Genomic DNA, 25,851 nt, shown 5'->3' with positions numbered 1-25,851 from the left:
TGTTTATCGCTCTTAATTACGTTGATCATCAACATCTACTCCCTCAGGAATAGTAAACATGAAGGTTTCACTGTCTGGTTTTTTCGCCACAAACTGATTAAAAGCAAATACGCTGCTCTGCCCATCTTGCCCTATCACACTAAAACCTTTCACCACTCCTGATGACGTAATATCAATAATAAACTGGCTGGTATTTTCCTGTAGCTTTGGCGAGAGCGTAAATTGGTTGTCTTGCTGAGTGACTGTGTAGTTATCCCAATCTTTAGGGTTATTACGAGTGAGCAACACAAATGGGGTTTGCGCTGTTGCTTGCTCCAATTGCAATAGCGTTACCTGCTCCACAAATGGATTGTAATACCACAGGGTTGTGCCATCAGTCACTAACACATTTTCATCTGGTGTTTTGGTGTACCAACGGAATAGATTAGGACGAGAGATAGCCACATCGCCATCTCCCTCTACGATAACTTCACCTTCAAGGCTCGTTACTTTTTGTTCAAACTGCGCACTAAAACCATCGTATTTATTTAAGCGCTCAGTTAACTCCGACTGTGGCGATGCAAACGCATTCGCACTAAAGCACAATGCTAAAAGTAATAATTTTTTCATTAATCTTCTCTTACTGGCGGCGGCGCTAGTACTTCTCGGTTACCGTTATGGCCCGGAGCACTCACAATACCATGAGCTTCTAACTGCTCTACAATTCGCGCCGCTCGGTTATAACCAATTTTAAATTTACGTTGCACGCCTGAAACCGAGCCTCGGCGTGATTCAGCGACAAAAGCAGCGACCTGATCAAACAGCTGATCGAGCTCTTCTTCACCATCTGGGGATTCACCGGGTAGTAAGCTGTCAGCACCTTGATCGCCGCTAATAATAGATTCTATATATTGAGGCTTCCCACGTGCTTTCCAATCGTTAACCACGTTGTGAACATCGTCATCAGAAGCAAAGGCACCATGTACACGCATGGTATGACTTGATCCTGGTGGTAAATACAACATATCACCCATTCCAAGTAGCGACTCTGCGCCACCTTGATCAAGGATGGTTCTTGAATCAGTTTTGGTCGATACGGTAAAGGCAATACGAGCTGGAATATTCGCTTTAATCAGTCCAGTAATAACGTCTACTGATGGGCGCTGCGTCGCCAATACAAGGTGAATACCAGCAGCACGCGCTTTTTGTGCTAAACGGGCAATCAACTCTTCTACTTTTTTACCTACGACCATCATCAGATCGGCAAATTCATCCACGATCACAACAATGTATGGCAGTTTTTCCAGCATCGGTGGCATTTCATCCATGCTATCACCTGGCTTCCAAAGTGGATCATGGATTGGGTGACCTGCATCACTGGCCATTTTCAGCTTATCGTTAAAGCCTTTAATGTTACGAACACCCAGTGCCGACATAAGCTTATAACGGCGCTCCATTTCTCCTACACACCAGCGCAGTGCATTACCCGCATCTTTCATATCGGTAACCACTTCCGCTAATAAGTGCGGAATACCTTCATAAACCGATAATTCCAACATTTTCGGGTCAATCATAATAAATCGAACATCTTCAGGCTTCGCCTTATACAAGATACTCAGAATCATTACGTTCACACCAACCGACTTACCTGAACCTGTTGTACCTGCCACCAACATATGAGGCATTTTGGCCAAATCTGCAATTACGGCTTCACCCGCAATATCCTGACCCAAGACAATGGTTGTCGGCGACGTTGCTTCTTGGAATTTTTCACTACCAATAACATCAGACATGTAAACTGTCTCACGGTTCATATTTGGTAGCTCTAAACCGATGTATGGTTTACCTGGGATCACTTCAACCACACGAACGGCCATTGCAGACAATGCACGAGCTAAATCCATAGATAAGCCTGAAATTCGGCTCACTTTCACGCCAGGCGCTAAATCCAGTTCAAAGCGAGTAATTACAGGACCTGGGAAAATATCAACAACCGTCGCTTTAATTTTATAATCAGCTAATTTCGCTTCAACCAAGCGAGCAGTATCTTCCAGTTGCTCTCGGCTGATCATACTTTCACGCTTACCAGGGTTATGCAGCAGTTCAAGAGTAGGCATTGGTGACGTTGGTACAGGTAGATTCACCTCTTGCTGCACTAAGAATGGGTTCTGTTGAGCGGCCATATTTGCTTGCGCTTTAGACACAATATCCTGAAACGCTGCGACATCCGCGTCTGCATGTGTCGATTGTGGTGTCTGTGGCACTTCTGGCTGTGCCGCTGTTGCAGAAGAAGCTGGAGTAGCAGCTGCCGTCTGAGGTACTGCATTAGTAACCACTTCCTCTATCACTGGCTCGGGCTCAGGCTCAGGCTCAGGCTCAGGCTCAGGCTCAGCAGCGATAGATTCTACTGTTTGGTCAATAACGTCTTCAACCACTGGTTCAAATTTAGCAGGTTCTGTGAACGGAGCATCCGAAGGTATTTGCTCTTCAGGGACAAAGGCTGGTTCCACCACCTCTTCTACAACCTGCTCTTTTTCAACCTGTTCAGCCTCAAAAGTAGGTTCCACAACTTCAGGCTCTGCCAGCGCTACCGACTCGTGAGTATTTGGTTCCACTGTTGTAGCTTCAGTATTATCACTAACAGCGATATCCAGCTCTTCATGTTCAAGAATAGGCTCTACAGCTACTTTTTCGTTAGCCTTAACAGGCTCAGGCACAGCAACTGGCTCAAAAGCAGGTGTGTCTAACGAATCAGATGCTTCATCAACATGCTCAGACGCGAATTCTTCAAGAGAAACTTGTTGTTCACTGGCTTCACTATCCAGCTGTTGTAAGGCTTGCTCAACAGTCAGCGTTGATGGCGTTGAAACCGATTCAGACACTTCAAGCTCAGAAGCCACTGACTTAGATTCAGGTACCGGATACTCTTCTAAAGTATCTTCTGAGCTAATATCAGGAGCAATAAATTGCGCCGATGCCGCTTGTGGAGCAACATCATGTGTTTGCTCATACGCAACGGCCGCTTTGTCAAGCTCATCAATCTTGGCATTAAGCTGTGAGTGAATATCAAAGTATTCTTCATAGTGCCCCATGCCTTCTGAGCGAGCCGCTTCAGCCTCAGTTTGTTCTGTCACTGTTGTTTGAGAAGGAGGCTCAGTTGGATTCGGGGACTCAGCGGGCTCCGGCTCCATCGCCGTTGCTGGCGCTTCTACGTGTTGCTTTGCCATAGACTCAAAAGCAGCCCTATGCTCTGTAGTTGCTACTTCTGGCGTATCACCTTCTGTCACAACCCGATTTGCTGGCATATGAATATTAAACTGCCTCTTAGGCTCTGTTTCTGTGCTCAAGTCTGGGGCAAGATCGACGCTTTCACTGTTTGTCTCAATACTGTTGGCATCAATATTCGACATTGAATAGTTATCAATCAGTGGGTCTTGCATGGCAGTCTTATCAAAGGTTGGCTCGACCACATCACTGCTTTCTGCCCCTCTCACCTTAAAGCTGTTCACATTTGGCTCCACAACCTCATCGTATTGTGGTTTTTCCATATCGAACGAATCATGAGCAGAAACAGTAGTGTCTTCTGAACCTCGGACTTTATTCACACCCCAAGTAAAACTGTCTAGCGTCCATTCGCCAAGTGTATCTACAATCGTTAACCAAGAAATGCCAGTAAACAGTGTAAAACCAGCTCCCCATAAAAACATAAAGATCAGGGTTGAACCCAACAAATTAAAAATCGGTAACGTAAAACTCGTGATAACGTCGCCAACGACACCACCTGATGAGAAGTACCATAGGTCATCAAAGTTAATGTCTGCTAAACCACAGCTTGTCAGAAATAAAACCACCATGCCCAGAATGCGTGTACCTAGCACCATATAGTCCATTGGCTCTTCGGAGCTACGGCGACGGAAAAACACCCATGTACCCAATAATAAAGCTGCAGGTAAAGGGTAAGCCAATGATCCTAAGCTAAAGAAAAGCGTATCGGCAATCCAAGCGCCTGTGGAACCCGCTGCATTTTGAACAGGCCCAGCCCATGACGTTTGAGACCAAGAGGGATCAGCCGGGTTAAAACTGAGAAGAGAAACCATAATAAAAATGGAAACCAGCAGGCCAAGGATGAATGTGCACTCTTTAAGACGTTGAGTACCATTAAGTCGTCTGCTTTCACTCTGAATATCACTATCCTGGCTCAAGGGTACAACTCCATTATTTTTGTTAGGCATTAAGTTTTTTACACGTGACAGCAAAGCATTTTACCACTATTCAAACAAGCCGAGCGGCACAAAGCCGCTCGGATGACAGTAAACTGTAACCTTACCAAAACCAGTAAGGGATTACCTAATAGTTATCGGGTTTTGATCACCAAATGATTAGTTTGCTTCACTTCTTCCATAACAACATAAGTACGGGTGTCATTCACTCCAGGTAAACGAAGTAAAGTATCACCTAAAAGTTTTCGGTATGCCGACATATCGGACACACGAGTTTTTAACAAATAATCAAAATCTCCTGATACTAGATGACATTCTTGGATATCTTCTAGGTGTTGCACTGCGGTATTAAACTGCTCAAACACATCTGGCGCACCACGATTTAACGTAATTTCAACAAATACGAGTAGTGATGCATCCAAGAATTGTGGGTTTAATAATGCGGTATAACCACTAATGTACCCTTGTCTCTCCAAACGACGCACACGTTCCAAACACGGCGTAGGAGAAAGGCCCACGCGCTTTGAGAGCTCAACATTAGAGATGCGACCATCCTTCTGAAGCTCGTTAAGAATGTTGCGATCAATGCGGTCCAGTTCCTTGGAGGGCTTTTTGTAGTTATCTACCATTTTTTATTCCACCTTATTACTTCCTTGCAAAAAAATATACTACAACTTTTTAATATTTAGCATCAAATTCTGCTTTTTACAAACTATACTAGCTATTAATTCGATACTAGTACCCTACAACTAGTAAAAACAACCAAAAAAACAAGAGGAATTAGGATGATCATTGGCGTACCTAAGGAAATCAAAAACCACGAATACCGTGTTGGTATGATCCCAGCGAGCGTTCGCGAACTAATCGCACACGGACACCAAGTATTTGTTGAGACCAACGCTGGTTCAGGTATTGGCTTCTCAGACGATGATTACATCGCTGTAGGCGCATCCATTCTTCCTACTGCTGAAGACGTTTTTGCTAAAGCAGAAATGATTGTAAAAGTTAAAGAGCCGCAAGCAGTTGAGCGAGCTATGCTTCGTGAAGGGCAAATATTGTTCACATATTTACACCTTGCACCAGATTTTCCACAAACAGAAGACCTGATTAAAAGCAAAGCTGTCTGCATTGCGTACGAGACTGTAACAGATTCTATGGGTCGTCTGCCACTACTTGCGCCTATGTCGGAAGTTGCGGGCCGCATGTCTATTCAAGCAGGTGCACAAACTTTAGAGAAATCTCACGGCGGTCGTGGCCTACTTCTAGGTGGCGTACCTGGTGTTGAGCCAGCTAAAGTTGTTGTTGTTGGTGGTGGTGTTGTTGGAGCAAACGCAGCTCGTATGGCAGTTGGCCTACGTGCAGACGTAACAATCCTAGACCGCAATGTAGACACACTGCGTCGACTAGATGAAGAATTCCAAGGTCGTGCGAAAGTGGTTTACTCAACTGAAGATGCTATCGAAAAACACGTTCTAGACGCAGACCTAGTAATCGGTGCAGTTCTAATCCCAGGGGCTGCTGCACCTAAGCTAGTAACAAAAGAGCACATTGCTAAGATGAAGCCAGGTGCAGCTGTTGTTGACGTTGCAATCGACCAAGGCGGTTGTTTTGAAACATCTCACGCTACCACTCACGCTGATCCAACGTACATCGTCGACGATGTAGTTCACTACTGTGTGGCTAACATGCCAGGCGCGGTAGCACGTACTTCTACATTTGCTCTAAACAATGCAACACTGCCTTACATTGTTAAGCTAGCAAACAAAGGTTACCAAGCAGCGCTTCTTGAAGACGAAGGCTTCCTAGAAGGCCTAAACGTAATCAATGGCCAAGTAACATGTAAAGAAGTAGCAGAAAGCTTCAACCTAGACTATGTTGCACCACGTGTAGCACTTGAAGGTTAATTCTTCTTTTTATTACAAATTTAAGGGCATCACTACGATGCCCTTTTTTATTTCCGCTCCATCTACTTCCCCAGTCAACACTAATGTCAAAATAATCAATTGTAACAATGACTTAATTTACTGACTTTTCTTTCATTCTGACAAATTTAGACTATAAATATATGAGCAATCTAACTCATATTGATAGGGAATATTTATGGTCAGGAAAGCAACGACAAAAGATAAGAAACCAAAAGTGTGTTTAGTTTTACAGGGTGGTGGTGCTCTTGGAGCTTACCATATTGGTGCTTATCAGGCGTTAGAAGAAGCAGGGTTAACCCCAGAATGGTTTGCGGGTATTTCTATTGGTGCTTTTAATGCAACAATTTTAGCGGGTAATCCACCAGAAAAGCGTTTGTCTCAACTAGAAAAGTTCTGGGACAAAATCTCTTGGCCAGGCACTGATGTCAATATTCCTAATGAATTTGCTGAAACTTACAACCTTGCGAGTGCTTCACAAGCGTTAATTTTTGGCCAACCAAATTTCTTTACACCTCGCCCTATTAACCCGTTTTTCGCCTTCCCAGGAACAGAAGCGGCTACTAGCTTTTACAATACAAAACCTATCTTCAACACCTTTGAAGAAATGTCTGACTTTAGCCTGATTAATAGTGACAAGGTACGTTTAACGGTAGGAGCAACACGCGTCACCGACGGTGAGCTGATCTTCTTCGATAACAAGAGTACTACTTTTGGCCCTGAGCATGCGGTCGCAAGTGGCTCTCTGCCACCAGGCTTCCCTGCAACACAAGTCGGCGACGATCTTTACTGGGATGGCGGCGTAGTTTCAAATACCCCTCTTAACGGCATTCTTGATTTGGCCGACGATGAAGATTTACTAATCTTTATGGTTGATCTTTGGAATGCTCATGGTGAAGCCCCTAAAACCATGAATGATGTCCTATGGCGTCAGAAAGAAATTCAATACGCCAGCCGTACATGCCAACATATTGATGCCGTCGTCGCCCATAAAAACCTAGCTCACCTGAAAAATCAAACCCAAAACATTGTCGACAGTGAGGCAGTGTCTGATATCTCAGCACTTAAAGTTGGCAACAAAATCGATATTGTTCATATCACCTACGAGGCAGCAGCGGGCCACATTCCACTGAGCGATACAGAATTCTCCCGACGCTCCATCAGAATTCGCCGAGAAAGTGGCTATGAAGACATGAAAAAAGCCCTAGAAGAATCCCCTTGGCTAAAACGCCCGCAAGACTTACAAACTCACGTTCACCGTAAACATAAAACGGGATCATGGCTGGAAGAAAAGCCAAGTAATGTAAATGCTTTACCACGAAATAAAAAAGCGTCATAACCAGTAAACTTTATCGATCAAATCAAATGCTCATTCCTCCCCCTGGGCATTTGATTTTTATTGCTCATTTCCATAATCCCCCATAAATGATGCCCACCGCGATAAAGACATAACCTATAACATTTTCTTTAAACCCATCCATCATACAAGTCTTCCTTTACGTTGTTATTTTCCATACAATCACCTAAATATTTTTATCTAGCTCGGAGAGCTCATGAGCAACGTAAAGCATTCTAAACTTCTGATCCTTGGTTCTGGTCCAGCTGGATATACAGCAGCCGTTTATGCAGCACGCGCAAACCTAAACCCAGTGATGATCACTGGAATGCAACAAGGTGGTCAGCTAACCACAACAACTGAAGTTGAAAACTGGCCAGGCGGTGCAGCAGACATGACTGGCCCTGGCTTAATGGAGCAGATGAAAGATCATGCTGAGCGTTTCAATACTGAAATTATCTTTGATCACATCAACGAAACAGATTTCAGCCAACGTCCCTTCCGTTTAAAGGGTGACAGCGGCGAATACACGTGTGATTCATTAATCATCTCGACTGGTGCTTCTGCAAAATACTTAGGCTTAGAGTCTGAAGAAAACTTCAAAGGCCGTGGTGTGTCTGCTTGTGCAACATGTGATGGTTTCTTCTACCGTAACCAAAAAGTGGCTGTTGTGGGTGGTGGTAACACTGCTGTTGAAGAAGCACTATACCTGTCTAACATCGCTTCTGAAGTTCACCTTATCCACCGTCGTGATTCTTTCCGTTCCGAAAAGATTTTGATCGATCGTTTGATGGATAAAGTTGAAAACGGCAACATCATCCTTCACACAGACCGTGTTCTAGATGAAGTTCTGGGCGACGAAATGGGTGTAACTGGCCTTCGCTTAAAAGACACTAAATCGGATGCCACTGAAGAGCTTGCGGTAATGGGCGCATTCATCGCCATTGGCCACCAGCCAAACACCGCTATTTTTGATGGTCAGCTAGAAATGAACAATGGCTATATCAAAGTTAAATCTGGTCTTGAAGGTAATGCTACACAAACTAGCGTAGAAGGTATTTTTGCTGCTGGTGATGTGATGGACCATACCTACCGTCAAGCAATCACTTCTGCAGGAACAGGTTGTATGGCCGCCCTTGATGCAGAACGTTTCCTTGATGCTCTAGAGCAAACGAAGTAACAAAAAAACCAATAAACAAAGCCGGTGTTCTTCATCGGCTTTACTACTTTTTACAACCATATAAGTATTCGCCCCTTACCTGCTCTATCACTGAATTAGCACCATAACTGGCATATACTCTCTTCCTTATTGAATTAATCAAGCCTGAGTTCTATGGATAAAAAAACGCAACGCTCATTGAATCAGTGGCTAAAAAGTCAAAGTAAAATCGCTAAACGCTGGCTAATGCTGGCTGTTGGATTTGGTTTCTTATCAGGAGTGTTACTGCTAGGCCAAGCAGCACTACTGGCTGACATTCTTCACCAATTGATCATCGAAGGCACAGATAAGCAGGAGCTAATCTGGCATTTTATCGGAATTATCGTTTTAGTCGCAGGCCGAGCACTATGCAGCTGGGCAAGAGAAATATCGGGCTACCGCTGTGGTGAACAAGTTCGTTTGTACATTCGAGCTCTGATCTTAGAAAAGCTTCGCCAACTGGGCCCTGCTCATATTAAAGGTAAGCCCGCAGGCAGCTGGGCAACACTTATATTAGAGCAAGTAGAGGATATGCAGGACTTCTTCTCCCGCTATCTTCCTCAAATGTCACTGTCAGTTTTGATCCCTTTTGTCATTCTTTTGGTTGTCTTCCCACTAAACTGGGCTGCCGGGCTTATTTTCCTTTTTACGGCTCCACTTGTGCCATTATTTATGGCTTTGGTCGGTATGGGAGCAGCAGACGCTAACCGTCGTAATTTTAAAGCCTTACAGCGCCTATCGGGCCATTTTTATGACCGACTGCAAGCAATGACCACCATCCGATTATTCAATCGAGCTGAATCCGAAACCGAATTTTTACACAGTGCATCTGAAATTTTCCGTAAACGTACTATGGAAGTTCTCCGCTTAGCCTTTCTATCTTCTGCGGTCTTAGAGTTCTTTACTTCGATCTCCATCGCTATTGTGGCGGTTTATTTTGGCTTTACCTTTATTGGTGAGCTCAATTTCGGTTTTTACGGCGCAACCATTACCCTATTCTCAGGCCTATTTATTCTGATCTTAGCCCCTGAGTTCTATCAACCATTACGAGATTTAGGGACGTTTTACCATGCTAAAGCCCAAGCCGTTGGTGCCGCAGAATCCATTGTTAATTTCCTAGATGCAAAAGCAGATACAGTGAGCCACGGTGAGCAATCACTACCGACTCCCGAAAATATCCAGATTGAAGCCAATAACTTATCTGTACTCAGCACAGAAGGGAAAACATTAGTAGGCCCAGTAAGCTTTACGATTCAACCAGGCCAACAAACCGCTTTGGTCGGCCCTAGTGGTGCAGGTAAGACAAGCCTAATCAATGCCCTACTCGGTTTTCTTCCGTACCAAGGCAGCTTAAAAGTAAACGGCGTTGAACTTTCTGAGTTGAACATTAGCCAATGGCGTCAAACCATTAATTGGGTGGGGCAAAATCCTCTTCTAATTCACGGTTCAATCAAAGACAACATTACTTTAGGTAAACCTTCTGTCAGCCATGAAGATCTCGATACAGCCTCAAAACAAGCCTATGCTGACGAATTCATTGACTCATTAGGCTATGACTACACCATCAGCGATCGCTCTGGTGGTTTATCAGTCGGCCAAGCCCAACGTATTGCGTTAGCACGTGCCATGCTACAAAAAGGGCAATTTTGGTTACTGGATGAACCCACAGCCAGTCTGGATGCCAACAGTGAAAAACTACTGCTAAAAAGTTTGGAATCCCAAACACAAAAAAAGACTACGCTGCTAATCAGCCATCACCTTGACCAGCTTAACAATGCCGATCAAATTCTTGTCTTAGAGCAAGGTAACCTAGTTCAAAACGGCACCTTTGATGAACTCAAAGAACACGGTCTTTTCTCTGTGATGTTAAAAGCAAAACAAACACAAACTCACCAAAATAAGGGCGATCTGGATGCGTGATTTACTTCCTTATTTAGCTTTATATCGTAAACATTGGTTTGGCCTGACCCTTGGTATGGTATTGTCTTTTGCTACCATGTTTGCGGCCATTGGTTTATTAACGCTATCTGGCTGGTTTATTGCCGCATCAGCAGTAGCAGGTTTAACCATCGCACGTGAAACATTTAACTATATGTTACCAGGTGGCGGTGTTCGTGGTTTTTCAATGGCTCGAACAGCAGGACGATGGGGGGAACGTGTTGTTAGCCACAACGCCACTTTCAAATTACTGACTGAACTACGAATTTTCTTTTTCCGAAAACTGATCCCACTCATTCCTGGCCGCTTCTCAAAGCTGCGTGATGCTGACTTATTAAATCGCTTAGTGGCCGATGTTGATGCGATGGATCACGTCTATTTACGACTAGTTAGCCCTATTATTGTCGGTATCTTGGGTATTGCTGGTTTAACCGCTTTTCTTTGGTGGTTCGACCCTACAATAGGCCTCACACTCGGCTCAATTCTGTTAGCTCTTCTTCTTATTTGGCCTGTTATTTTTTACCAATTAGGAAAAGAAAATGGCCACCATCTAACATTGAATAAAGCCAGCCTTCGTGTGCGTACACTTGATTGGCTACAAGGCCATGCCGAGCTTCTGATCTTCAATGCAGAAAAAGAGCATCATAGTAAGGTTCTGACTGCTCAAGAAGAGCTGGTTCTTAATCAGAGAAAAATGGCGTCACTCACGGGTATGGCTAATGGGTTGTTACTGCTTGCAAATGGCTGGACCTTAGTACTACTGCTTTGGATCAGCGCCGACGGCATTGCAGGACAAGCACCAGACCCTCTCGTTGCTATGGTCGCCTTTGCCACAATGGCAAGCTTCGAGCTAATTATGCCAATTGCTGGGGCATTCCAATATTTAGGACAAACTCTGACTTCAGCTAAACGTTTGAATGAAATAATCAAAGCCAAGCCCGATACTGAATTTGATGAAAATGGCCACTCTGAGACAGCAATAGGCAATATCTCTTTTTCCGGTGTGCATTTTAAATACCATGATGCCGATACCAATGCCCTTGATAACATCAATTTAGACATCAAAGCCGGGCAAAAATTAGCTATTGTAGGCCAAACGGGATCAGGGAAATCAACCTTAATCCAACTCATCACTCGCCACTGGGATCCAAGTCATGGCCAATTAAAACTGGATGGGGTAACGCTTAACCAATGGTCTGAGCCTGCTTTAAGACAAGCCGTCTCTCTGGTTAGCCAGCGCGTCGATATTTTAAATGGCTCTCTTCGAGATAACCTACTCTTAGCGAAACCAAGCGCAGACGATAAAGAGCTATCAGACGTGTTAAATAAAGTGGGCCTTGAAGACTTGTTAGAGTATACCGCTTTAGACACTTGGCTAGGTGACGGTGGCCGCCAGCTATCAGGTGGAGAACGCCGCCGTGTTGGGATTGCCCGTGCTCTATTACACAATGCGCCGATTGTGCTGCTGGATGAACCAACTGAAGGGTTAGATCAAAAAACAGAACAGCAAGTGCTTAACGTTCTCAATGAACATACACAAGATAAAACAGTTATCTTTATTACTCACCGCCTCGTCGGGCTCAACGCCATGGACGCCATTTGTTTAATGGAACAAGGAGAGATCACAGAGCAAGGTACTCATGATGAATTACTGGCTCTAAAAGGTCGTTACCACCAGCTCTGGCAACGTGTATAACAAAGAACCACTAGCCTAAAACAAAAAACCGCAGCCAATCACTGCGGTTTTTCTTTTATATAACAACCAAATAAGAAAATTAAGCGTACTGCTGCTCAAATTCACGCATGAAATTCACCAACGCTTGCACACCTTCTAGTGGCATTGCATTGTAAATAGAAGCACGCATCCCCCCCACAGCACGATGGCCCTTCAGTGCTTTCAAACCTGCTTTATCTGCCAATTCTAAAAACTGACTATCTAACTCAGCATTTGCTAATTGAAAAGGCACATTCATTAAGGAACGGTTATCTGCGTGAACACCATTATGGTAGAAAGAAGAATTATCGATGTAGTCATAAAGCAGAGCAGCTTTCTCGATATTACGCTTTTCCATCGCTTTAATACCACCGTTGGCTTTTAGCCACTTAAACACTAAACCAGCCAGATACCATGAGTAAGTTGGTGGCGTATTAAACATGGAATCTTTAGCTGCCAGTACCGTGTAATCCAAGATGCTTGGTAGCGCTTGTTTTGCCACCCCCAGTAAATCATCACGAACAATCACAATGGCTAAACCCGCTGGGCCAATATTTTTTTGTGCGCCCGCATAAATAACACCATATTTAGAAACATCGATTTCACGAGACAAAATTGTGGACGATAAATCAGCCACAATAGGCTTATCGGTAACAGGCAGATCACGAATTTCAATGCCATCAATAGTTTCATTCGGGCAGAAATGAACATACGCAGCTGACTCACTAAACTTCCACTCCGACGCTGGTACAATCGCTTTTTTACCATCACGCTCACAGGTTACGTCCAACACGTTTGGCTGACAGTATTTTTTTGCTTCTTCTACTGCGCTTTGTGCCCAATAACCACCGTCAACATAATCTGCGCTCTTAGCGTCACCTAATAAGTTTAATGGTACCGCGGCAAATTGCGCACGAGCGCCCCCCTGACAAAATAACACTTTATAATTATCAGGAATGGATAATAAATCTCGTAAGTCTTGCTCGGATTGCTCGGCAACTTGAATGAATTCTTTGCTTCGGTGGCTAATTTCCATCACTGACGTGCCCAAGCCATTCCAGTCAACTAATTCTTGTTGGGCTTGCTTTAAAACATCTGCTGGTAACATTGCTGGACCAGCACAAAAGTTATAAACCTGTTCCATGATTTTTTATTGCTCCTGCTAGGTGCGAGATTAGAAATGACATTACTATTATTTGATTTAACACGTTTCACACCAAAGAGAAAAGCGGAAAGTGATCTATTTCTCTTTTTTCAGCTAATTTTCTTGCTCAACGCCTTAATAAGAAATGTTTAGGCATAAAAAAAGCGCAACCCTATGGCTACGCTTTTGTATTTTTATAAATGACTAAACTTATTCAGTCACAGCATCATCAGCTGAATCATCTGCAACAGGTGCCGCCGCTACCGCTTCAGAATCGCCTTCTGAACCTGCATCAACTTCTTCTCCTTCAACAAGTTGCTCTTCTGGCTCATCGATACGTTGAAGACCAACAACGTGCTCGTCTTCGGCTGTACGGATCAGAGTAACACCTTGGGTATTACGGCCCACTTGGCTAACTTCTGCAACACGAGTACGTACTAACGTTCCGCCATCAGTGATCATCATGAACTCATCACCGTCATCAACTTGAACAGCACCCACCACGCTACCGTTACGCTCAGACACTTTGATAGACACAACGCCTTGAGTTGCACGGCTCTTCGCTGGGTATTCAGATTGAATAGTACGCTTACCGTAACCGTTTTCAGTCACCGTTAAGATATCGCCATCGGTGTGTGGAACAATTAATGAAACAACTTTGTCGTCGTCTTTTAATTTAATACCACGTACACCAGCAGCAGTACGGCCCATACCACGAACTTGATCTTCCATGAAGCGAACCACTTTACCCTCTTTCGAGAACAGCATGATGTCATCATTACCTTTCGTAATATCAACACCAATCAGTGAATCACCATCACGTAAGTTCACCGCGATAATACCGGCACTGCGAGGGCGGCTGAAATCAGTTAACGGCGTTTTCTTAACCGTGCCGTCAGCGGTTGCCATAAAGACAAACTTATCTTCTGCGTACTCTTTCACTGGCAAGATAGCAGTGATGCGCTCACCTTCCTCCAGTGGAAGTAAGTTAACGATTGGTTTACCACGAGCTGTTCGGCTCGCCAATGGTAACTGGTACACTTTCAACCAATACATACGACCACGCGTTGAGAAACACAAAATAGAGTCATGTGTATTAGCAACTAACAAGCGCTCGATGTAATCTTCATCTTTCATTCGAGTGGCAACTTTACCTTTACCACCACGACGCTGAGCTTCGTAGTCACTCAGGATTTGGTACTTCACGTAGCCTTCGTGTGACAAAGTAACTACCACGTCTTCTTGGTTGATCAAATCTTCCAAGTCGATATCGTGGCTTGCCGCTGTGATTTCAGTACGGCGAGCATCGTTAAAGTTTTCTTTAACTTGCTCTAATTCTTCACAGATGATTTCCATTAAACGCTCTGTGCTTGCCAAGATATGCATTAACTCTGCAATCTCTTCTAGAAGCGCTTTGTACTCATCAAGAATCTTCTCATGCTCTAGACCCGTTAACTTATGTAAACGAAGGTCCAGAATCGCTTGTGCTTGTTGCTCAGTCAGGAAGTACTGACCTTCGCGGATACCATATTGGGGCTCTAACCAATCAGGACGAGCCGCATCAGTACCTGCACGCTCAAGCATAGCGGCAACGTTACCTAAATCCCAACCACGAGCAACTAAAGCAGATTTCGCTTCAGCTGGAGTTGGTGCATTTCGAACTAGTTCAATAATTTCATCGATGTTGGCTAGGGCTAACGCTAAACCTTCGAGGATATGTGCACGCTCACGCGCTTTACGTAGTTCGAAGATAGTACGGCGAGTAACCACTTCACGGCGGTGATTAACAAAGCACTTCAACATGTCTTTTAAGTTGAACAGCTTAGGCTGGCCGTTATCTAGGGCAACCATGTTAATACCAAACGTCGTTTGCAGCTGAGTTTGAGAATAAAGATTGTTTAGAACAACTTCACCCACAGCATCACGCTTACACTCAATAACAATGCGCATGCCGTCTTTATCAGACTCATCACGCAGTGCACTGATACCTTCAACTTTTTTGTCTTTTACTAGCTCGGCAATCTTTTCAATTAAACGAGCTTTGTTTACTTGGTATGGGATTTCGGTAACAACAATGGTTTCTTTACCATTCTTGTCCGTTTCGATATCCGCTTTCGAGCGCATGTAAACTTTACCACGGCCCGTTTTATAAGCATCAATGATCCCTTTACGACCACTGATCATCGCCGCAGTTGGAAAATCTGGGCCCGGAATGTAGTCCATTAGCTCATCAATCGTGATTGATTCATTATTGATGTACGCTAAACAGCCATCGATCACTTCACCTAAGTTATGTGGTGGAATGTTCGTCGCCATACCTACCGCGATACCAGAAGCACCGTTAACCAGTAAGTTAGGAATTTTTGTTGGTAAAACTGCTGGAATTTGCTCAGTACCATCGTAGTTGGGTACGTAATCAACAGTTTCTTTGTCCAAATCGGCAAGTAACTCATGAGCAATTTTTGACATGCGTACTTCGGTGTAACGCATTGCCGCTGCTGAGTCACCATCAATCGAACCAAAGTTACCCTGACCGTCAACTAGCATGTAACGTAAGGAGAACGGCTGAGCCATACGAACAATGGTATCGTATACAGCACTATCACCATGCGGGTGATATTTACCAATTACGTCGCCAACAACACGGGCAGATTTTTTATATGGTTTGTTCCAATCATTACCTAGTACATTCATCGCGAACAAAACGCGGCGGTGTACTGGTTTTAGGCCATCACGCACATCGGGAAGAGCACGACCAACGATAACTGACATCGCATAGTCAAGGTACGAACCTCGAAGCTCATCTTCAATATTTACGGGCGTGATCTCTTTAGCAAGATCGCTCATAGAGCCAATATCCCTCAATCATTTCTGTCGTATAAAGTTATACGTGCAAGGAGCGAGAATATACCATAATTTCACTCCCTTCGGCACCACTTTCCTCTTCTTTTACTACGCCCAGAGCAAGATTTCTATCAATTCACGATCAAATTACAACCGAAAAGGCTATTACCTTGAAAAAGAACTGATAATTGATGAAAAAACATACATTAGGTCTACTTCTTTCTCTCTTTGTCTTCTAAGCCCTGTTTTTTTCACTGCTTTAGTTATAATGCGCACAAGTTATAATGCCCGAATAGACTAGAGGGAAATGCGTAATTATGACCAAGCAGCAAAATGTCGACCCGGCAGAAATAAAAAAATTTGAAGACATGGCATCCCGCTGGTGGGATCTCGAAGGTGAATTTAAACCACTCCATCAGATCAACCCTTTGCGCCTGAGCTTTGTTCTAGATAAAGCAAATGGCCTCTTCGGGAAAAAAGTGCTCGATGTTGGCTGCGGTGGCGGCATTTTAGCTGAAAGCATGGCAAAACAAGGGGCAGACGTTACAGGCTTAGACATGGGGAAAGAGCCTCTTACTGTGGCTCGTTTGCACGCACTTGAAACCAATACCCAGCTTGAATACGTACAGCGCACAGCTGAAGAGCATGCAGAATTACACCCAGAGCTTTATGATGTGGTCACTTGCATGGAAATGCTAGAGCACGTACCAGATCCAGCGTCTGTGATTGCTTCATGTGCCAAAATGGTGAAGCCGGGAGGTCATGTATTCTTCTCCACACTTAACCGCAACCTGAAATCTTATCTGTTTGCGATTGTCGGTGCAGAACAAGTACTAAAGTTAGTTCCAAAAGGTACTCATCATCATGACAAATTTATTCGCCCTTCAGAGCTAATAAAAATGATAGATTCAACACCATTAACAGAACAAGCAATGACAGGCTTACACTATAACCCACTAACAGAAAATTACTGGTTGGGTAACAATGTAGACGTAAACTACATTGTTCATACTGTAAAAGACATTTAATAAACTGGGTAATATTTTCGATAAAGGCACTTTCGAGTGCCTTTCTTTTTTATCGCACAGAACACACAATACGCTCACATATTATAACAATCTAGCTACTCTTTTGGATAAGAAATAACCACACATCTGTTAGATGAAATAAGAAATAAAAACCAGAAAAAAATCAAGAAAAATAATTTTTAACTGTATAAAACGACATCAAAATATTACCTTGATTTTTTGATCACTTTTCGTGACCTATTTGCCTCAGTTAGCGGCTACTTACATATTTTTTTTATTCCCCATCTTATCCACAGGCACAGATTATTTCTGAACTTGAAAATAGAACGAAACCTCACTATCTTGTAACCAATTCAATTATAGCCCCCTATATGTAGTGTTATTTGTACTATATTGAAAATAGGGGTAGATCACATGACCGTTCTAAAGAATTGCAAAAGTTACAGAATAAACGGTCTAACGCTGTAAAGTTAGGAAAACGACGAAAAATGAATCAACAACTGACCGTATCTAAGCGTGATGGACGTAAAGAAAATATCGATCTTGAAAAAATCCACCGTGTCATTACTTGGGCTGCTGAAGGTCTAGATAATGTTTCTGTTTCTCAGGTAGAGCTGAAATCCCACATTCAATTCTACGACGGTATGAAGACATCGGACATTCACGAAACCATCATTAAATCTGCTGCTGATCTTATTTCAGAGCAGACGCCAGATTATCAGTATGTTGCCGCTCGATTAGCCGTTTTCCATCTTCGTAAAAAAGCGTATGGTCAGTTTGAGCCACCAGCGCTATTTGATCACGTCAACCGTCTTGTTGATATGGGCAAATACGACAAGCACCTTATCGAAGATTATAGCGCAGAAGAATTTGCGCAAATGGACAGCTTCATTGTTCACGACCGCGACATGAGCTTCTCTTACGCAGCAGTGAAACAGCTAGAAGGTAAATATTTCGTACAAAACCGTGTTTCTGGCGAAATCTACGAGAGCGCGCAGTTCTTATACGTATTAGTTGCGGCTTGCCTATTCGCTAAGTACCCGAAAGACACACGTTTAGACTACATTAAACGTTTTTACGATGCGGTATCCACATTCAAAATTTCACTACCAACACCAATTATGTCTGGTGTGCGTACACCTACGCGTCAATTCAGCTCTTGCGTACTGATTGAGTGTGATGACAGCCTAGATTCTATTAACGCAACAGCAAGCTCCATTGTTCGTTACGTATCTCAACGTGCAGGTATTGGTATCAATGCTGGTCGTATCCGTGCACTAGGTTCTGAAATCCGTGGTGGCGAAGCCTTTCATACAGGTTGTATTCCTTTCTACAAATACTTCCAAACAGCCGTAAAATGTTGTTCTCAAGGTGGTGTACGTGGTGGTGCCGCAACCCTATTCTACCCAATTTGGCACCGCGAAGTAGAATCACTACTGGTTCTGAAAAATAACCGTGGTGTTGAAGAGAACCGTGTTCGTCATATGGACTACGGCGTACAAATCAACAAACTGATGTACACTCGCCTGATCAAAGGTGGAGACATTAGCTTATTCTCTCCATCTGACGTGCCTGGTCTATATGATGCTTTCTTCGCAGATCAAGATGAGTTTGAGCGTTTGTATGAGAAATACGAACAAGATGCATCCATCAAGCGTGAAACAGTCAAAGCGATCGAGCTGTTCTCACTACTAATGCAAGAACGTGCATCAACTGGCCGTATTTACATTCAAAACGTTGACCATTGTAATACACACAGCCCATTTGACCCTGCGGTAGCGCCAGTTCGCCAATCGAACTTATGCTTAGAAATTGCTCTACCGACAAAACCACTCAACAACGTAGCTGATGACAGTGGTGAAATTGCATTATGTACTCTGTCTGCATTCAACTTAGGCGCGCTAGAGTCTCTAGACGAATTAGATGAATTAGCCGATCTAACCGTTCGTGCTCTTGATGCCCTACTTGATTATCAAGACTACCCACTTCCAGCAGCCCAAAAAGCAACGGTTAACCGCCGTACTCTTGGTGTTGGTGTGATCAACTATGCCTACTACCTAGCGAAAAACGGTGTTCGCTACTCCGATGGCAGCGCAAATGGCCTGACTCATAAGACATTTGAAGCGATTCAATACTACCTACTAAAAGCGTCTGTTGGCCTAGCCAAAGAGCAAGGTGCTTGCCCTGCTTTCAATGAAACAACCTACGCTCAAGGTATTTTGCCAATTGATACTTACAAATCTGAACTAGACAAGATTTGTGATGAGCCTCTTCAGCTGGATTGGGAAACATTACGTGAAGAGATCAAAACTCACGGCTTACGTAACTCAACACTGTCTGCATTAATGCCATCAGAGACATCCTCTCAGATTTCAAATGCAACCAACGGTATTGAACCACCACGTGGATATGTTTCGGTTAAAGCTTCTAAAGATGGTATCCTTAAGCAAGTTGTACCTGAATATCAAGAGCTGAAAGATAACTACGAGCTACTGTGGAACATTGGTTCTAACGACGGTTATCTACAACTTGTTGGTATTATGCAAAAATTCATCGACCAATCGATTTCTGCAAATACAAACTACGATCCGAGCCGTCAGCCAAATGGCAAAGTGCCAATGAAGCTGCTGCTTAAAGATTTGCTAACCGCTTATAAGCTTGGCTTAAAAACCCTGTACTACCACAACACTCGTGATGGTGCAGATGATGCTCAATCAGATCTCGCTCAGCAAGATGATGATTGTGCAGGCGGCGCATGTAAAATTTAATCTTGTTTTTTATTTAGGGAGCCTAAGTGCTCCCTTTCGTATTTTGAGGACACCATGGCTTACAGCACTTTTTGCCAAACGAAAAACGATCAACTTAAAGAACCGATGTTTCTTGGTCAATCGGTCAATGTTGCTCGCTACGACCAACAAAAATTTGAGATTTTCGAAAAGCTGATCGAAAAACAATTGTCCTTTTTCTGGCGTCCAGAAGAAGTTGATGTATCCAGTGATCGCATTGATTATGCAAACTTGCCTGATCATGAAAAACACATCTTCATCAGTAACCTAAAATATCAAACATTACTGGACTCAATCCAAGGCCGCAGCCCAAATGTTGCCCTACTGCCATTGGTCTCTCTACCTGAATTAGAGACGTGGATTGAAACGTGGTCGTTCTCTGAAACCATTCACTCACGTTCTTACACACACATTATCCGTAATATCACCAACGATCCTGCGCTGGTCTTTGATGATATTGTTGAAAATGAAGAAATTTTAAAACGTGCGGGTGATATTGCTCACTACTATGACGATCTCATCCAAGCAACCAATGACTACCACCGCCTCGGTGAAGGCAAACACACCATCAATGGTGAATCCATCACCGTCGATAAGCGTGAACTGAAAAAGAAACTGTACCGCTGCCTAATGTCAGTTAACGCATTAGAAGCTATTCGTTTCTACGTAAGTTTTGCATGTTCATTCGCTTTCGCTGAGCGTGAGCTGATGGAAGGCAATGCAAAAATCATCAAGCTTATTGCACGCGATGAAGCTCTGCACTTAACCAGCACCCAACACATGCTTAACCTGCTTCGCACAGGCCAAGACGACCCAGACTTCGTCGAAATCGCTAAAGAGTGTGAGCAAGACTGTTTCGATCTATTCAAAGCAGCCGCAGAGCAAGAGAAAGAATGGGCTGAGTACCTATTCAAAGATGGCTCAATGATTGGCTTAAACAAAGACATCTTATGCCAATACGTTGAGTACATTACAAACCTTCGTATGCAAGCGGTGGGTCTAGCCCCTGCCTACGCGGAAGCCAGCCAAAACCCAATCCCATGGATCAACACTTGGTTATCCTCTGACAATGTGCAAGTTGCCCCTCAAGAGGCTGAAATTAGCTCTTACCTTGTCGGCCAAATTGATAATGAAGTCAGCGCTGATGATCTAGGAGATTTTGAGCTGTAATGAAAATTCACATTAACCGCATCACAACACTAACTACAACATCCGACAAGTCTCTACTTGAAGTGATGGAATCGCAAGGTCTGCAAGCAGAATACCACTGCCGGAGTGGCCATTGTGGCGCGTGCCGTTGTACCTTAGTGTCAGGAGAGGTGGAGTATGACAGTTTCCCTCTTGCTTTTTTAAATCCAGGAGAGATTTTACCCTGTGCCTGTAAAGCAAAAACCGACGTGGTGCTGGAAAATGTGCATTTTGAAATGATCAAAAAACAAGCATAATGTGGAGGGCCTATAACGCGATGTTGTAGGCCCTTATTCTATGTAAACCATTGGCATACAAACATCCACATCATGACAACCATTTCATTTACTTTGACAGTCAGACTTTAAATTTTACTGATAAGATCACCTATTAGGCTGACAATACCGGAAAGACAAAATCATTAAATATAGGTAACTAAAAAAGGCCGGAAAACCGACCTTTAATGTTTGCCATAATTACAAAAAATTAAACGCTATAACGCGGATTGAGGCACGTAAATTTCAGACTCGCGATGGATGGACTCATAGTGGCCAAACATCGGTTTCTTTTCTAAACAACGACGCAACATATCGAGCATTAACGCCGAAAGCACAGTTCGCGTATCTTTATGATCATAATTACGCTTTAGTTTAACTAATTGCCCCCACTCCCCATAAGTCGTAGACAACGCAACAGCAACCATTCCATCAATAACAGGACCAGACGACAAACCAAACGCCGTTTGTGTTCGCTCGCGTGTCGCAGCAGCTAATGCTAACGCAGCAGCCAGAGGATCTTGATTAGCCAATTGTTGCTCAACCTTAGAAGATAAAATCCAGCCCTGTTTGATATGCTCTCGGCTTTGTTCATCTTCTTGCATCCAGTTCGTTAAGTAACCACCTGTCGATTGTTCAGCAACCGTGATGTTGACCTTAAACTCCGCCAGTAATGCCCCAACATTCGCCAACATAGGCTCATCAACACTGACGACATTATCACCTAATTTAGTGTATATCGCTTCCAGCAAGCGCATTCGGCCATCATCATGACTAGGGCCAAATAGCTTCACTTCGATAAACGGTAATGAAGAGCGGTAACCAATTTCATAACCAAGTGGTAGACGAATCTCACTGAGCATGTCATTAATACCAGATTCAGAAAGACCAAATGTGTATAAACGGCTACATTCACTCGCTGTTAGCGTTGGGTTCCATTGTCGTAAGCGCGGTAAGATTTGATTTTCAATCATGACTTTAAATTCACTCGGAACACCCGGTGTAAAAAACACTTTAGCGTCATTTAAAGTAAGATAGAAGCCGCAGGCAGTACCTACAGGATTATCAATTAATTCAGCACCTTCCGGAAGCATCGCCTGTTTTAAATTACTCTCAGGCATCACGCGATTAAGCTTTTGGTATTTCGCCTGCATCTGATCAAGCCAAAAGGTTGATAAATTAAGACCAACATTTGCAGCTTGTGCAGCAGCAGCAGCACTTAAATCATCCGTTGTTGGCCCCAAACCACCATTTACGATAACCACATCAGATTGCTGACTTTGAAGCTCAATTTCTGCCGCTAAACTCGCCAGTTGATCGCCAACCGTAGAGCGTCGAGTAAGGGCAAACCCATGCTGATAAAAAAGGCGAGATAGCCATGCTGCATTGGTATCAACAATATCACCATGTAAAACTTCTTCTCCGGTGCTGATCATTGCAACTTGCAACATGCACATTACCTCTCTTCTTAAGACCAAAACATCAAATGATAGAACAATTTAAAGCTAGCAGTGAAAACATCTGCTCAGCGCTTTCTTATACACTATTATTTACTCCAATAAAACCGTAAAGAAATAATTACAAAAACAGTAAATTTTTTAGTACATATAGCTTGTATTAAGAAAATATATCTGCAAAATAGCCACAGTCAGTTAATTTTCACGCCTTTTATGAGATAAATTGAATAATATTCTCTTATAAAGCACTCATATCTATTTTGCATCATTGATTAACTGGCACCGAACGTAAAGATAAATGAACACTACTGAGTGACACCTATGAAAAATACTAAACTACTTGGCAGTACTTTAATTATTGCAGGAACCACAATTGGTGCCGGAATGCTGGCTCTTCCCCTTGCCTCTGCAGGATTAGGCTTCACGACATCACTACTGATTATGCTTGGCATGTGGGCGCTAATGGCTTATACCGCTCTTCTTATGCTTGAGCTTCATCAGTATTCAGATAAAAACGCAACGCTGCATACGTTGGCAAAACAATTTCTTGGCGAAAAAGGGAAATGGGTAGCAACGTTTGCAATGCTGTTTCTCTTTTATGCGTTATGTGCCGCTTACATTGCGGGTGGTAGTGCTCAATTTAACCAAAAACTACAGCAGTGGTTTTTACTCGATATTCCAACTGAACTCGGTACGGTTCTTTTCACTATCATTATTGCTACGATTGTTGCGGTAGGCACTCACTCTGTGGACATCGTAAACCGAGTCTTATTCAGCTTAAAAATAGTCACAATGATCGTAATGCTGACAGTACTCACACCAAACATTCAGCAAACTAACTTACTGAGTATGCCTATTCAGCAAGGCCTGATTATCTCTGCCTTACCGGTTATTTTTACTTCATTTGGCTTTCATGGCAGCATTCCTGCTGTCGTAAAATATTTAGATCTCGATATTAAATCATTACGTAAAGCGATCATTATTGGCTCTGCTATGCCACTGATGATCTATGTATTATGGCAGCTTGCTACTTTAGGGGTGGTTAGCCAAGAGCAGTTAGTTTCTCAACAAGGGGTAAGCGCTTTAGTCCACACTTTATCAACGGCTCTGCATAACCCAACCATTGCCAACACTGTGTCTATTTTTGCGGATTTAGCCCTTGTAACTTCCTTTTTAGGCGTAAGCTTAGGTTTATTTGATTTTCTTGGTGACAGCATCAAAAAAAGCAATACCGCTAAAGGGCGTTTAATGGTGGCCTTTATCACCTTTACTCCACCATTGGGCTTTGCTCTTTTTTACCCACAAGGCTTCATTACCGCTTTAGGTTATGCCGCTATTGCTCTGGCAATCCTCGCTATTTTATTGCCAGTGGCGATGATCCGTGTTGCTCGCATAAAAAATGCATCGCATGAGAACTCTTACCAAGCCATCGGTGGCAAAACAGCACTAACTATTGCTGGTGGTTCGGGTGTCTCCATTATCATTGCCCAATTACTTATTACATTTGGTGTACTCCCTGCCTTAGGGTAATTTATTACTTTATTAAGTATTTCTGAGCCTCTTATCAAATTCGCTGATAAGAGGCTTTTATTTCTTTTTCTTTCCTGAAAATCACCATAATTTCAAACTGAAAATCAGATTAATCTGTGGCTTTTTAAGTAAAATCGTAGATAATTGTGAGTCAGATCATTTTCTCTTTATCAACTTCAGGAGCTCCTCAGTGAGGAAACAACAATTCGCAGCGCTGCTACTAGGGTGTACAGCTTCATCACAAGCACTGGCTTGGGATCACGCTTCCCATATTGAACTGTCCTACCAAGTAAGCTGTAGTTCTGATATCTATAATAGCTACTGCGTAAATTCACCTTATGAGTTATCACTGACTAAAGGCTCTCCTGAACAAAAAGTAAAAGCCGAAGATACAGCTGGTACCGATCTTCCTCTGCATTTGTCCCTGTCTGACGAAAAAAACTGGGACTACTTATTAGAGCAGTCATATACCATTCTTGGTCTGAGTGTCGCTACTGTCGGCTTAATGACCTTATTGCCAGAGAGCATCACTAAGTGGGATGCAGAAGCACGAGATCTAAGTAACCTAGGTAAAAAGTGGACAGATAATGTTTCCGCTGGCCCAGTATGGGACGGTGACGAACATTTCCTAAACTATGTTGCTCACCCGTATTTCGGTGGTGTGTATTACACTGCAGCACGTCATTCAGGTTTCAATGAATTTGAATCGTTCTTGTACTCTTTCACGATGTCGACTTTCTTTTGGGAGTATGGTGTTGAAGCTTTTGCCGAAGTTCCATCAACTCAAGATATTATTGTCACCCCGCTATTTGGTGCCGCAGTAGGTGAATTGATGTTCCAAACAGAGCAAGAGATCGTAGCAGAAGGTGGGGAAGTTATGGGGTCTAAAACCTTGGGAGATATCAGCCTATTCTTCCTAAACCCAGTAGGTCATATCCACTACTGGATCACTGATTGGTGGGGAGATGATACCGAAGTAAATATGAACTACAGCCCTTGGTTTGGCAATCAATCTGCAGCCAGTTACGCTCTTGATGCAGGAGCCCCATACGACTCACAATTTATTGGTTTAGAGTTCAAACTAAATTTCTAAGCTATAGTCTCCCATGCCTTTATCATTCATACTTTTGAAGGCATGGGTCAACAACCTCTCATATCCTTTATTAATTTTTATAACATTTATTTCATTTTGTTGATCTTGTGCCACAAAGCAGACATTCCTTTCAACAATTTTTCTCCCTAAAATACAAAACAGCGTATCTTTTGCTATAATTCTGGCCACTTTTGTGTGT

The 25,851-nt window shown here is 43.2% G+C and carries 17 protein-coding genes and 1 pseudogene; 11 read left to right on the top strand and 7 right to left on the bottom strand.

Translation table 11 applies throughout. From position 1 onward, the window contains the following. Positions 1–12: 12 nt before the first annotated feature. The 3 genes and pseudogenes from lolA to lrp all read right to left on the bottom strand — a co-directional run bounded on the left by lolA (position 13) and on the right by lrp (position 4,828). Positions 13–609 carry an outer membrane lipoprotein chaperone LolA gene (lolA, locus tag MHO82_RS04460; protein WP_239182644.1) on the bottom strand — a complete coding sequence of 199 codons (597 nt, stop codon included), beginning with the start codon at positions 607–609 and terminating at the stop codon, positions 13–15. Further along, positions 609–4,145: pseudogene (locus tag MHO82_RS04455) on the bottom strand (DNA translocase FtsK 4TM domain-containing protein); the annotation flags it as partial. The pseudogene MHO82_RS04455 and the gene lolA, both read right to left, overlap by 1 nt. Positions 4,146–4,333: 188 nt before the next feature. Continuing rightward, entirely contained in the window at positions 4,334–4,828 is a 495-nt protein-coding gene (gene lrp, locus MHO82_RS04450; protein WP_239182642.1) for a leucine-responsive transcriptional regulator Lrp, read from the bottom strand. A 156-nt stretch (positions 4,829–4,984) separates the two neighbouring features. Between lrp and ald the strand changes: the two genes are divergently transcribed. From ald to cydC, 5 genes are all read left to right on the top strand, one after another. Then, entirely contained in the window at positions 4,985–6,103 is a 1,119-nt protein-coding gene (gene ald, locus MHO82_RS04445; protein ID WP_239182641.1) for an alanine dehydrogenase, read from the top strand. A gap of 196 nt (positions 6,104–6,299) precedes the next feature. After that, positions 6,300–7,460 (top strand): patatin-like phospholipase family protein, encoded by a 1,161-nt coding sequence (locus MHO82_RS04440; RefSeq protein ID WP_239182640.1) that lies wholly within the window; start codon positions 6,300–6,302, stop codon positions 7,458–7,460. A 214-nt stretch (positions 7,461–7,674) separates the two neighbouring features. After that, the gene (gene trxB, locus MHO82_RS04435) at positions 7,675–8,637 is read left to right on the top strand and encodes a thioredoxin-disulfide reductase (RefSeq protein WP_239182639.1); all 963 of its coding nucleotides are present in this window, start codon (positions 7,675–7,677) and stop codon (positions 8,635–8,637) included. 153 nt (positions 8,638–8,790) lie between these two features. Beyond that, positions 8,791–10,575 carry a cysteine/glutathione ABC transporter permease/ATP-binding protein CydD gene (gene cydD, locus MHO82_RS04430; RefSeq protein ID WP_239182638.1) on the top strand — a complete coding sequence of 595 codons (1,785 nt, stop codon included), beginning with the start codon at positions 8,791–8,793 and terminating at the stop codon, positions 10,573–10,575. Then, positions 10,568–12,289, top strand: a complete 1,722-nt coding sequence (cydC, locus tag MHO82_RS04425) for a cysteine/glutathione ABC transporter ATP-binding protein/permease CydC (protein WP_239182637.1) — start codon at positions 10,568–10,570, stop codon at positions 12,287–12,289. Before cydD ends, cydC begins: the two co-directional genes overlap by 8 nt. Positions 12,290–12,368: 79 nt before the next feature. On the opposite strand, the gene serC is transcribed toward cydC, so the two are convergent. Both serC and gyrA read right to left on the bottom strand, forming a co-directional pair. Next, the gene (gene serC, locus MHO82_RS04420; protein WP_239182636.1) at positions 12,369–13,451 is read right to left on the bottom strand and encodes a 3-phosphoserine/phosphohydroxythreonine transaminase; all 1,083 of its coding nucleotides are present in this window, start codon (positions 13,449–13,451) and stop codon (positions 12,369–12,371) included. Positions 13,452–13,661: 210 nt separating this feature from the next. Further along, on the bottom strand, positions 13,662–16,298 hold the full coding sequence (gyrA, locus tag MHO82_RS04415) for a DNA topoisomerase (ATP-hydrolyzing) subunit A (protein ID WP_239182635.1): 2,637 nt from the start codon (positions 16,296–16,298) through the stop codon (positions 13,662–13,664). A 314-nt stretch (positions 16,299–16,612) separates the two neighbouring features. Here gyrA and ubiG point away from each other — a divergent pair, with 314 nt between their 5' ends. From ubiG to yfaE, 4 genes are all read left to right on the top strand, one after another. Beyond that, positions 16,613–17,323, top strand: a complete 711-nt coding sequence (ubiG, locus tag MHO82_RS04410) for a bifunctional 2-polyprenyl-6-hydroxyphenol methylase/3-demethylubiquinol 3-O-methyltransferase UbiG (RefSeq protein ID WP_239182634.1) — start codon at positions 16,613–16,615, stop codon at positions 17,321–17,323. Between the two features lie 488 nt (positions 17,324–17,811). Beyond that, entirely contained in the window at positions 17,812–20,091 is a 2,280-nt protein-coding gene (gene nrdA / locus MHO82_RS04405; protein WP_239182633.1) for a class 1a ribonucleoside-diphosphate reductase subunit alpha, read from the top strand. Between the two features lie 54 nt (positions 20,092–20,145). Next, positions 20,146–21,279, top strand: a complete 1,134-nt coding sequence (gene nrdB, locus MHO82_RS04400) for a class Ia ribonucleoside-diphosphate reductase subunit beta (protein ID WP_239182632.1) — start codon at positions 20,146–20,148, stop codon at positions 21,277–21,279. After that, positions 21,279–21,554 (top strand): class I ribonucleotide reductase maintenance protein YfaE, encoded by a 276-nt coding sequence (gene yfaE / locus MHO82_RS04395; RefSeq protein ID WP_239182631.1) that lies wholly within the window; start codon positions 21,279–21,281, stop codon positions 21,552–21,554. Before nrdB ends, yfaE begins: the two co-directional genes overlap by 1 nt. Before the next feature lie 236 nt (positions 21,555–21,790). On the opposite strand, the gene MHO82_RS04390 is transcribed toward yfaE, so the two are convergent. Further along, positions 21,791–23,023, bottom strand: coding sequence for a CinA family nicotinamide mononucleotide deamidase-related protein (locus tag MHO82_RS04390; RefSeq protein ID WP_239182630.1), 1,233 nt, complete (start codon positions 23,021–23,023; stop codon positions 21,791–21,793). Positions 23,024–23,350: 327 nt separating this feature from the next. On the opposite strand from MHO82_RS04390, the gene MHO82_RS04385 reads away from it, so the two are divergent. Then, complete coding sequence (locus MHO82_RS04385; RefSeq protein ID WP_239182629.1) at positions 23,351–24,559, top strand: aromatic amino acid transport family protein; 1,209 nt, start codon at positions 23,351–23,353, stop codon at positions 24,557–24,559. Positions 24,560–24,749: 190 nt separating this feature from the next. Continuing rightward, a complete protein-coding gene (locus tag MHO82_RS04380) occupies positions 24,750–25,652 on the top strand; it encodes a DUF3943 domain-containing protein (protein ID WP_239182628.1) in 903 nt (300 codons plus the stop codon). Here MHO82_RS04380 and MHO82_RS25750 read toward each other — a convergent pair. After that, positions 25,641–25,766, bottom strand: a complete 126-nt coding sequence (locus tag MHO82_RS25750; RefSeq protein WP_275440492.1) for a hypothetical protein — start codon at positions 25,764–25,766, stop codon at positions 25,641–25,643. The genes MHO82_RS04380 and MHO82_RS25750 overlap by 12 nt on opposite strands. Positions 25,767–25,851: the final 85 nt, after the last annotated feature.

The organism is Vibrio sp. Of7-15, assembly GCF_022347565.1.
GTDB lineage: Bacteria > Pseudomonadota > Gammaproteobacteria > Enterobacterales > Vibrionaceae > NORP241.
The sequence above is the reverse complement of the archived record's forward strand: the minus strand, read 5'-3'. Positions and strand labels throughout refer to the sequence as shown.

Bases quoted from the DNA above. Each gene is read 5' to 3' on its own strand.
- lolA (WP_239182644.1), bottom strand. From the start codon at position 609: ATGAAAAAATTATTACTTTTAGCATTGTGCTTTAGTGCGAATGCGTTT.
- lrp (WP_239182642.1), bottom strand. From the start codon at position 4,828: ATGGTAGATAACTACAAAAAGCCCTCCAAGGAACTGGACCGCATTGAT.
- ald (WP_239182641.1), top strand. From the start codon at position 4,985: ATGATCATTGGCGTACCTAAGGAAATCAAAAACCACGAATACCGTGTT.
- MHO82_RS04440 (WP_239182640.1), top strand. From the start codon at position 6,300: ATGGTCAGGAAAGCAACGACAAAAGATAAGAAACCAAAAGTGTGTTTA.
- trxB (WP_239182639.1), top strand. From the start codon at position 7,675: ATGAGCAACGTAAAGCATTCTAAACTTCTGATCCTTGGTTCTGGTCCA.
- cydD (WP_239182638.1), top strand. From the start codon at position 8,791: ATGGATAAAAAAACGCAACGCTCATTGAATCAGTGGCTAAAAAGTCAA.
- cydC (WP_239182637.1), top strand. From the start codon at position 10,568: ATGCGTGATTTACTTCCTTATTTAGCTTTATATCGTAAACATTGGTTT.
- serC (WP_239182636.1), bottom strand. From the start codon at position 13,451: ATGGAACAGGTTTATAACTTTTGTGCTGGTCCAGCAATGTTACCAGCA.
- gyrA (WP_239182635.1), bottom strand. From the start codon at position 16,298: ATGAGCGATCTTGCTAAAGAGATCACGCCCGTAAATATTGAAGATGAG.
- ubiG (WP_239182634.1), top strand. From the start codon at position 16,613: ATGACCAAGCAGCAAAATGTCGACCCGGCAGAAATAAAAAAATTTGAA.
- nrdA (WP_239182633.1), top strand. From the start codon at position 17,812: ATGAATCAACAACTGACCGTATCTAAGCGTGATGGACGTAAAGAAAAT.
- nrdB (WP_239182632.1), top strand. From the start codon at position 20,146: ATGGCTTACAGCACTTTTTGCCAAACGAAAAACGATCAACTTAAAGAA.
- yfaE (WP_239182631.1), top strand. From the start codon at position 21,279: ATGAAAATTCACATTAACCGCATCACAACACTAACTACAACATCCGAC.
- MHO82_RS04390 (WP_239182630.1), bottom strand. From the start codon at position 23,023: ATGTTGCAAGTTGCAATGATCAGCACCGGAGAAGAAGTTTTACATGGT.
- MHO82_RS04385 (WP_239182629.1), top strand. From the start codon at position 23,351: ATGAAAAATACTAAACTACTTGGCAGTACTTTAATTATTGCAGGAACC.